The sequence below is a fragment of the Endozoicomonas sp. ONNA2 genome, assembly GCF_024606365.1.
Classification (GTDB): domain Bacteria; phylum Pseudomonadota; class Gammaproteobacteria; order Pseudomonadales; family Endozoicomonadaceae; genus Endozoicomonas.
The window spans coordinates 1-9458 of record NZ_JAHHPO010000633.1; the positions used below are offsets into that span (position 1 = coordinate 1).

Consider the following 9458-nt stretch of genomic DNA (forward strand, 5'->3'; position numbering starts at 1 on the left):
AAGGAAAAGAAAAGCTCTTCTTTGTGCTCTTCGTGGTTCCAATTCAAGACCCGCAGTACCCGGAAACCAACCCGTCTGCACTCGATCGCAGAAGCTAAAAAGAATAATGAACAATAGTCCTGTCAATGTCTACCCTAAGTGCCTTTGCTAAAGATACCTTGCCATTTCAGGCGTTAATACTGCGTGGTCATAACCATAAAATTCCTTTGCAACGACTCGCCCACCATCGGGTCCACCTTCTCGCCCTTCACCATAAAGCGACTGAAGAAGTTTAGACATACGAGCCCGTTTCGGGATAAATTCATCATAATAATGATTCAGTGCTGTAACACTAACCCTGCGCTTAACCAATTCAAGCATAGGGGTTTCTGCATCCAGTTTACCCCCTACCAGCCACCCCAGAAAATCGGCAAGCACAGGTTTCTCTGGCATGAGTACTCGTGGCGTTGTGGTAAAGGAATCATGAGTCAGTAACTCAACCCTTGAGTCATCCGCCCCCCCGCGGGCTTCAAGGTGTCTTGCCAGAGAGGCGGTTGCAACCCCGCCGCCAAGAGAACTGCCCGCTACGTACACATGCTCAAATCGATCAAGCGCACATTCCAGGGCAGCAAGTCCATCCTGCACAACGGTTTCATAGGTTGAGAAAGGAAGATGACCCAGGAGTCCTTCACTCTTGTTTATCCCCGTCCCTCTGTAATCATACAGAATAACCGGGCATTTCTTTTTTGACTGGATCATACCGGGTACTGATTCTGGATCAAGATAACCCATATCCAGTAGCTGTGTGAGAACGACAGCATTTGGGTTGTTGTAAAGAATACATTGACTGTTATTTTGGTCCCAATCGGGGGGGTAACAAATCACGCCATGTAATATGCCTGACGCCTGTTTAATCTGAAGTGGCTCAGTTTGAAAACCATTTATATTTTTAACCTTACAAGCCACATCAACAATCTCACGGCTTTCTTGCAAGTCTGGAAATGTCGGAAAATCCGGGGGGAACATGTCAGGGCGATTCTTGCAAAACCATGGTAACACTTGCGATGGCACCATGGCTAAACCGACAATTTTGGCAAGCCCAAACCTGTTTTCAATCATCCAATGAAAAGGCGTCAGAATAACTGCAGATCTTGATAAAATTGAATGACAAGTCTTTGTAACAGAACCAATGAGATCCTCGGCCCGGGATAAATAGTCCTGCGGCTCGACGGACTCTGTGGCACGAATGCCCATGCGTGGCTGCTGATCATCAGTGGATTTCACTGTCGGCGCCCGGTTTCTCAATGAGGCCGATTCATAAGAGTATTTATCAGAAATAGTTCCGTAAGCCATAACAACCTCTTGATTGATTCTGTTGTTTCTATTGATTCTAACTCTGCATCCTGATCATTGATTCAGAAAATCAGTATTGAGGAATCAGACAACGAAGGAAGGCAGTAGTTCCCTGCCGAATCAATTTAAAGGTCAAATATCCCATCACTCTTGAAAACAGACAGAAGATAATTCAAAGTCAAATTGACGAAAAAGCAAGAATTTTTAGACCAGCTGATCGCAGCCGCACAACTGCATGGATGCAAGAGCCGTTGCCGGGTAATCGCGTCCCGGCCAGTGCCGATAGCTGCCTTTGCTCCACTCAAAGATACCTTGCCATTGCAGGCGTCAATACTGCATGGCTATCGCCTGAAAATTCCTTTGCAAATACTCGCCCACCAGCTGGTCCACTTGCTCGCCCCTCACCATAAAGTGACTGAAGAAATTCAGACATACGAGCCCCTTTCGGGATAATTCCATCATCACTATGATTCAGTGCCGCGACATTAATCTTACGGTCAATCAGTTTACACATAGGGGTTTGTGCATCCAATTTCCCCCCCACCAGGCATCCCAGGGCATCGGCAAGTCGAGGCCACTTTGGCATGATAACCCGTGGCGTTGTGGTAAACGAATCATGGGACAGCAACTCGACTCTTGAGTCATCCTCCCTGGCTTCAAGGTGTCTGGCAAGAGATGCGGTTGCAACCCCGCCACCAAGAGAGCTGCCAGCCACGTACACACGCTCAAATTTTTCAAGGGCACAGCCCACAGCGGCGACACCATCCTGCACAATGGTTTCACAGGTTGAGAAAGGAAGTTTACCCAAGCGCCCTTCACGCTTGTTTAACCCCGTCCCCCGATAGTCATAAAGAATGACCGGGCAATTTTTTTTTGACTGGATTCGGCCGGGTACTGAGGCCGGATCAAGATACCCCCAATCCAGGAGCTGTGAGAGAACGATACCATTTGGGTTGTGATAAAGAATGCATTGACTGTTATTTCCGTCCCAATCAGGAGGGTAACAAATCACGCCGTGCAATATGCCTGAATCCTGTTTAATTTGCAGTGGCTCAGTCCGAAAACCATCGGTATTGGCTTCCTCACAGGCTGCCCTGACAACCTCACGACTTGTTTGTAAGTCTGGCAACCCACTTTCGGGCAATGGCAAAACTTGCTGCGATGGCACCAGCGGTATACCAGCGACCTTGGCAAGCCCAAACCTGTTTTTAATCATCCAATTAAAAGGAGCCAGAATGGTAACAACAGACCTTGATAAAATTGAACAACAATTCTCGGAAACTGAACGAATGAGATCCCAAACCCGGGATAAACAACCTTGAGGCTCCACAGATTGAGTAGAACGACTCCCCATGTGTGGCGGCTGATCATCAGTGGATTTCACGGACGGCGCCCGGTTTCTCAATGTGGCCGATTCATAAGGGCATCTATCAGAAATAACTCCGTATGTCATAACAACCTCTTGATTTTAACTCTGCATCCTGATCATTGATTCAGACAATCCGTCTTGCAGCCAACTCTCCCGAAAAGAGACAGAAATCACAGCTTTGCCCTGCCAGGTCAACTTAAAAGGGTTAAATATCCTTGAAAACACAAATGCCCAAAGCGCGAGAAAATATTTTGCGCCACCCTCAAGGATGAAAAATGATTAAGCAAAATATTTTTCACAGCAAAGAAGCGCTTTTTTTCTTTTTCTTTGTGCCTTTGTGCCTTTGTGCCTTTGTGGTTCAAGGCTTTTACGCTTTTTGTGACGGTCAGGAATGCGGTTCGACCTTTTACAACAACCGCCTTCGCGGGGATGACGGCTGTACGGGTATCAGCCACCCATCTGAGACAGATTTTGCGTGCCGCCGGTCCAACCCTGCTCAAGGAAATGGCTGTCTTCTTTAAGCCTCAAAGAATCACGAATGCGAGCCACCAGCGCTGTTTGTTGATCATCACTGCACAGAAAATCTCTCAGATCAATACCAGACTCAGCAAACAGGCAGAGCTGGAGCTGCCCCAGGCTGGTCACCCTCAGTCGATTGCAGTCGTTACAAAAGTCCTTGCTGTAGGGCATAATCAAGCCAATGGTACCTTCATAATCATTGTGACAATACTCCTGGGCAGGCCCGGCATCGGCCAGGCGCATTTTTCTTACCCAGCCCCGTGCCAATAGCAGTGCCTGAATCTGTTTTCCCGGGAAGTGGTGCTTCAGGAAAAAATCCTGATTGTCCCCGGTTTGCATCAACTCGATAAAACGAATGGAGACAGGGTAGTCCCGGATCCAGTCAAGAAAGCCATCGATTTCATGATCATTTATGCCTTGCATGGCCACCGCATTAACCTTGATAGATGGAAGACCATGGTCAAATGCTTTTTGAATACCGGCCAGAATTTCCCGCAGCCGGTTGTGACCGGTAATCAGCTCAAAGGCCAGGGGGTCAAGACTGTCGACACTGACATTGATGGCATCAATACCCGCCTCCAGCCAATCGGTGACCCGCTGATCCATTTTGTAGCCATTGGTGGTCATGGCCAGCTTGTTAATGCCGGGAACCTCTTTAATGGTTCTGACAATGTCGGCAAAATCCTGACGCAAGGTAGGTTCTCCCCCGGTCAGGCGAATTTTTTCCACACCGACGGCAGCAAAAGCCGTTATCAGACGGCGTATTTCTTCAACGGTTAATGCTTCACTGTGATGATGATCAAGGCAGCCGTCAGGCAAACAGTAGTTACAACGGAAGTTGCACAGGTCTGTGACTGACAGCCGCAAGTAAGGAAATTTCCGTCCCTTACGGTCCTGCAGCGCAGGTAAATCAGAATGCATAGAACACCTTTCCAATCGCGGGAGGCTGCAGAATTTCTTCTGCAACCCTGGCAGTCAGTGATAAGCTCTGTGACTGCGGCTTCCAGTCCATAGGGCCATACCCATCAGGTACCCAAGCTTGGCGCTCGCTTGTTTATTCAGTTAATCACCATGTTAAACAGCTTCTTATGGCTGCTTGGATATAGTGGCAATTTATACCACTTTCGGGACCGCCGGGATCGTTCATCAACAGCCTCCCGGGTGAATCCTACCTGCTTATTTCCAGAAACACTATGACATTACTTATTATTGTTTTAATGGATTTATCGGGAAACCTGCCTTTCTTTCGGCCTTTTTGCCTTGTGACAGTCTGAGCCGCTCCATATTATCGCCATAACCCGTGACGGCAAACCGGGCATCACCCTGTCGGCGTAATGACCGAACTGGATATCAATACATTGCTGACTATATGGCCAGGTACACCGCAAGCTGTTAACACAATGCAACCGGATCACGCCCTTGACGCTCTAATCAAAATTGAGCGTATCCTGCCATTGCAGGCTACCGTGTTGGTCGTACATCTGCTCGGTGACGGAGTGCCCTGAAAATTTCAGTAGTCCATAGCCGTTTAGAATACGCAGCTTCTGCTCTCTGTCGGGGTCAGGATAAGGTGTGTCACTGTAGTAAGCCACCTCAGGTACCAGCGAGCCATCGGACTGGTACATCACTGAAGCACGCCCCACCGGAATGGCCCCATGACCCCAGCAACGGGCAGCGGTGGTACCAGCGGCGGACTGATCCGAGTAAACCGCACCCTGATGAATGTGCGCCCAGATCCAGTAGTCAGGATCTCTGCCCAGATACTCACGCACCTGGTTCCACAGCGGATTGTTTTGCGTCTTGCCATCCAGGGACAAACCATTATGGTGCGTCACCACCATCACTTTTTTGCCGGACTGCCCCATTTCCTGCAAGAATCTGCCCTGTTCCTCATTCAAGGCCCCTTTCAGAAACAGATCACTGGGATCATACCGGGCGGTATCAAGCCCGACGATCACCCACTCCTTGAGCAGGATGGCAAAGGTGGTGGCCTGCTTCTGGCTGGCAAATTTGGAGGAATCCAGAGTTATGTAGCGCAGGCCATTTTCACCGTCGTACATACCATGATTGGAACCAAGGGCAAATGAATAAGGGGTTCCGGGATTCCAGATACTGGTAAAGTTGAAAGCCTCTTCGCCGGGCTTGCCATCAACTGTCTCCCGCGTTCCGGCATAGTACTCATCGCCCAGGTGAATGGTAATGTCTGCCGGGTGCTTTTGCATGGACAACATCACCTGTTGCGCTGGCGACGGCCTGCCCCCGTCATGCCAATAGCCAGTGCCCCAGTCACCCACCACCAGAATGGACATTTCATCCCGGTCACTGAAATCAACGGTGACCGGCTCGCCCACCGGAGCCAGCTTGATGTGCCCGACCCGATATCCCAGGTAGTAGGCCAGACTGGTACTCCAGCCCGGGTCCAACTGTGCATACCTGGTAAGGTTGTACAGGTTGCCACCACTGTCAAGCATGCCTTCGAGAGGGATGTCAAATAACATTTCATCGTCGGTTTTTTTATCGCTTTTGCCACCATGTGAAGACGTCATGAGTCGTTCGAAATCATAAACACTGATACTGGAATCTGGCAGGCCAAGATTCCTTTTCATTCGTTCACTCATTATGGCGTCATAATGGTTCAAAAAATACAACAGTAAACTGCCGTCTTCCGGTGTTTCACTGGTTGGCTCATTAAGCATGGCCAGCACATCTTTTTCCCGCTCACCCAGCTCTGCCCAGAACTGTCGGACAGCCTGGTATTGCTGGTCAGACAACTCGGTCCGGTCAACCCAGTCCAGCAATTCATTGAGATAACGCACGTGCTCACGTGGAACACTCATACCATAAAATCGGCCTTTAACACCTGTGTCCCTATCCTTTGCCGGGTCATCCGGACATTGATATTGGGCTGCTGATGACTGGACACTACCGCAACCAGGGATAGTGTCCTGCTCGTCCGCTGCCTGCACAGACAGCGGCAGCAAACAGAACAGAGAGATGAGAATCGATCTGAATAAAGAAGACATAAGAACACCTTTCATAGAAAGAACTAACAGTGTAGATTCCTCTTGCATAATTTTTGTGCTTTTTTATCCAGGCGGTAGCAATGAGTGATTGCTGTGCAACCGATGGGCTGATGGGACTGGAAGTCGCACTGTCCCGGCTAATTAACGACACTAAACAGGTATCAGACACCGAAGCAGTACCCCTCGGGGCGAGTCTGGACCGGGTGCTTGCTGAGCAGATTATCTCCCCCATTAACGTTCCTTCCCATGACAACTCCGCCATGGACGGCTATGCCCTGGCCCTGAAGGATCTGCACAGCGGTGATACCTTGCCACTGGCAGGCCAGTCCCTGGCCGGACACCCTTATTCAGGAGAGATTCCAGCTGGCCATTGCATCCGCATCATGACCGGGGCCAGCATGCCATCCGGTGCCGATGTGGTTATCATGCAGGAGCAGACTGAGACCACAGGCAAAGGCATTCGTTTTCTCCAGAAACCGGACAAGCCCGGTAACCATATCCGAACAGCGGGCGAAGATATTCCGGCAGGCGCTCAGGTGTTGACACCGGGTCGCAGAATCCGCCCTCAGGATATTGGCCTGCTGGCTGCACTGGGCATTGCCCAAGTCAGGGTATATCGCAAAGTCAGGGTTGCCATTTTTTCCACAGGCGACGAGCTGAAACTGCCGGGTGAACCCCTGGGAGAGGGTGATATTTACGACAGTAATCGTTTTGTGATCAAAGCCATGCTGGGCAAACTGGCCCTTGACGTTATTGATCTTGGCAGGATTCCTGATGATAAAGCGGCGTTAAGAGCAGCTTTTATGCAAGCCGATCAGGCAGCCGATGCTGTGATCAGCTCCGGCGGCGTTTCGGTCGGCGCTGCGGATTACACCAAAGACATGCTTGCTGAGCTGGGGGAAACCCGCTTCTGGCAACTGGCCATCAAACCGGGCAAGCCGTTTGCTTTTGGCCAGCTCCCGAACAGCGTCTTCTTTGGCCTGCCCGGCAATCCGGTGTCGGCTGCCGTCACCTTGCAACAGCTGGCTGCGCCAGCACTGCGCCATATGATGAACCAGCAGCCGGAAGCCAAAGTTGAACTCACCCTGGTGACGCAAACCCCGCTCAAGAAGCGTCCGGGACGCCGGGATTTCCAGAGAGCCAGGCTGGTTTACCGTGAATCCGGTGAACTTCAGGTCAGGTCAACCGGTCATCAGGGGTCGGGCGTTCTCAGTACCCTGAGTCATTCTGACTGTTATATCGTGCTGGCTGAAGAAGATGGTGATAAACAAGCGGGTGATCTGGTAAAAGTGCAGCTGTTTGACCAGTTGCTGATCTGAACGACCAACCGATAACAGGCTGACGTTTTTTCTCCACTTGATACCATCAATATTGAACTTATTTCCAAATAACCGGTCTATAACAAAATCCCCTGATAATTTTAAAAACTGGAGGAAATGTGGATAAGGCTCATTTCAAGGTTCCCCTTCCCATTGACCACTACTGGCAGGCCGTCAAAGGTCGTAATCCTGGCAATGATCATCTTCAGCAGCACACCGGAAACCTTAACAGCAGGACGAACAATACCCGGAGCCGTGCACCAGCCAGCAGGAAATGCGGATACCCGGGTTTTCGCTTACAGCCAGGTCGCGCTTCTGCCTGTTTTGTCAGGCAAACGCCCCCTGGCCAGGGATCACCTGCCCCCGTTGCGCCACGCACACTGGCTTCACGCACATTGACTACCCACCCTGCCCATCCCCGACTGCCCCCTGCACCAACCGACAAAACAGATTTGCAAGCACCGACTCAAATCGCCGCTGTCCATCACCAAAAGGCTGAGGATCGACAGAGTGTATTTACGGTCCAGTCTGTTTGCCAGCAGGTCATACCTTACAGCGACCGGCATATTCCTGACCAGCGCCTCAGAGCAGAGGTTCACAGGGATTTTCTGGCCATGGAGGACTGGATCCTTAACCCCTGGGTGAAAGACCAATTATTGTTAGATGTCAGCCGGGCAGGTGAACGATGGAAGCATGATGACACTCTGGTTAATTGGGCAGCGGAAGACACACTCTGGGCTAAACTTGATGGTGATCCGGTGGATCCGTTATTCATGCTGAGAATAAAAATTAAATCCAGGAATGCAACCAGGTCCAATGATCCGTCAGATGAAGCACTCGCACAGCGTCAAAAGTTTCTCCAGCTACTCAAACAGTATAAAGCCGAGAATCCGGGGCAGTTCGGGAAGGACCTGAAGCTGACACCACTGGTGGGGAAAGAACTCAAAAAACTACCAGAATCCGACAGGCTGGAACAGCTGTTGCCTCACGCTATTTTGCAGGGATATACGAGAACTGCACAATGGTGCCTGGAAAACGGAGCCAATATCAAAACAGCCTTGACCATGGTGCGCCAGCTGAAAGCCCGGTCAGCTGCCCAACAATCGGACAGCACAGCACAATGCCAAACAACTGCCCCATCCATCAACAAGCAAGAACAGGGCATTGACTCTTTTAGTAACGATATCAATGCAACATTGCTGGAGGTGATTGCTGACGCCCATATCGATATGACTATCCAGGCAGAGTGGTTGCTGGCCAATGGGGCAAGCCTGTCTTCCGATGAATCCGCTACGCAGCTCAACCAGGCACTGAATACATCCCTTGATTGCGGGTATCTTGCCAATGCCCGATGGTTGATCGACAAGGGAGCCATTCTGCAAGTTCAGGAACAATTTGAGGAGGCCATGAGCAATTGTAATACCCGAGTAGCCCAATGGCTGATCGATAATCACCAGGCCAAACAAAATCCTGATAACGTCAGGGAAAATCCTGAACAAGACAGACAATACATGATCGACTTTTTGAAAAGACAAGGCGCTCAGCAGGGCGCTTCAGACAGTGATGAGCCCCCAAAAAAGAAAATCACCCAGGAAGCATAGCATTGCCCTGCGTGGCAAGTGCTTATGGGTTGCTTTGGCTTTTGCAACGTCGTGCGGCAGCAAATTGGTCTGTAAATCCCCTTTTGTTCGGCAAATAGCACCTTGTGCCTTAGGGGTATTCTTACGATAGACATTAAGCATCTATGTATTAATTCCAAAAGCAAAAGCTTTGAACCACGAAGCACACGAAGAGCACAAAGGAAAAGAAAAGTTCTTCTTTGTGCTCTTCGTGGTTCCAATTCAAGACCCGCAATACCTGGAAACCAACCCGCCTGCACTCGATCGCAGAAGCTAA

General features: G+C 50.1%; 7 protein-coding genes and 1 riboswitch. Of the genes, 2 read left to right on the top strand and 5 right to left on the bottom strand.

Translation table 11 applies throughout. From position 1 onward, the window contains the following. Positions 1 to 147: 147 nt before the first annotated feature. The 5 genes from KDK14_RS11140 to KDK14_RS11160 all read right to left on the bottom strand — a co-directional run bounded on the left by KDK14_RS11140 (position 148) and on the right by KDK14_RS11160 (position 6243). Positions 148 to 1332: an alpha/beta hydrolase gene (locus KDK14_RS11140; RefSeq protein WP_257265188.1), complete on the bottom strand. Its 1185-nt coding sequence runs from the start codon at positions 1330 to 1332 to the stop codon at positions 148 to 150. A 301-nt stretch (positions 1333 to 1633) separates the two neighbouring features. Continuing rightward, positions 1634 to 2548: a hypothetical protein gene (locus KDK14_RS11145; protein WP_257265189.1), complete on the bottom strand. Its 915-nt coding sequence runs from the start codon at positions 2546 to 2548 to the stop codon at positions 1634 to 1636. Positions 2549 to 2892: 344 nt separating this feature from the next. Next, complete coding sequence (locus KDK14_RS11150) at positions 2893 to 3156, bottom strand: hypothetical protein (RefSeq protein WP_257265190.1); 264 nt, start codon at positions 3154 to 3156, stop codon at positions 2893 to 2895. After that, positions 3149 to 4141, bottom strand: a complete 993-nt coding sequence (gene moaA / locus KDK14_RS11155) for a GTP 3',8-cyclase MoaA (protein WP_257265191.1) — start codon at positions 4139 to 4141, stop codon at positions 3149 to 3151. Before moaA ends, KDK14_RS11150 begins: the two co-directional genes overlap by 8 nt. Beyond that, positions 4130 to 4277, bottom strand: a riboswitch (molybdenum cofactor riboswitch). Its footprint overlaps the gene before it by 12 nt. A 370-nt stretch (positions 4278 to 4647) precedes the next feature. Then, positions 4648 to 6243: a metallophosphoesterase gene (locus KDK14_RS11160; protein WP_257265192.1), complete on the bottom strand. Its 1596-nt coding sequence runs from the start codon at positions 6241 to 6243 to the stop codon at positions 4648 to 4650. Between the two features lie 80 nt (positions 6244 to 6323). Between KDK14_RS11160 and moeA the strand changes: the two genes are divergently transcribed. Beyond that, entirely contained in the window at positions 6324 to 7562 is a 1239-nt protein-coding gene (gene moeA / locus KDK14_RS11165) for a molybdopterin molybdotransferase MoeA (RefSeq protein ID WP_257265194.1), read from the top strand. Between the two features lie 119 nt (positions 7563 to 7681). After that, positions 7682 to 9163, top strand: coding sequence for a hypothetical protein (locus tag KDK14_RS11170; protein WP_257265196.1), 1482 nt, complete (start codon positions 7682 to 7684; stop codon positions 9161 to 9163). The last annotated feature ends 295 nt before the right edge of the window (positions 9164 to 9458 follow it).

Bases quoted from the DNA above. Each gene is read 5' to 3' on its own strand.
- moaA (WP_257265191.1), bottom strand. From the start codon at position 4,141: ATGCATTCTGATTTACCTGCGCTGCAGGACCGTAAGGGACGGAAATTT.
- moeA (WP_257265194.1), top strand. From the start codon at position 6,324: ATGAGTGATTGCTGTGCAACCGATGGGCTGATGGGACTGGAAGTCGCA.
- KDK14_RS11140 (WP_257265188.1), bottom strand. From the start codon at position 1,332: ATGGCTTACGGAACTATTTCTGATAAATACTCTTATGAATCGGCCTCA.
- KDK14_RS11160 (WP_257265192.1), bottom strand. From the start codon at position 6,243: ATGTCTTCTTTATTCAGATCGATTCTCATCTCTCTGTTCTGTTTGCTG.
- KDK14_RS11145 (WP_257265189.1), bottom strand. From the start codon at position 2,548: ATGATTAAAAACAGGTTTGGGCTTGCCAAGGTCGCTGGTATACCGCTG.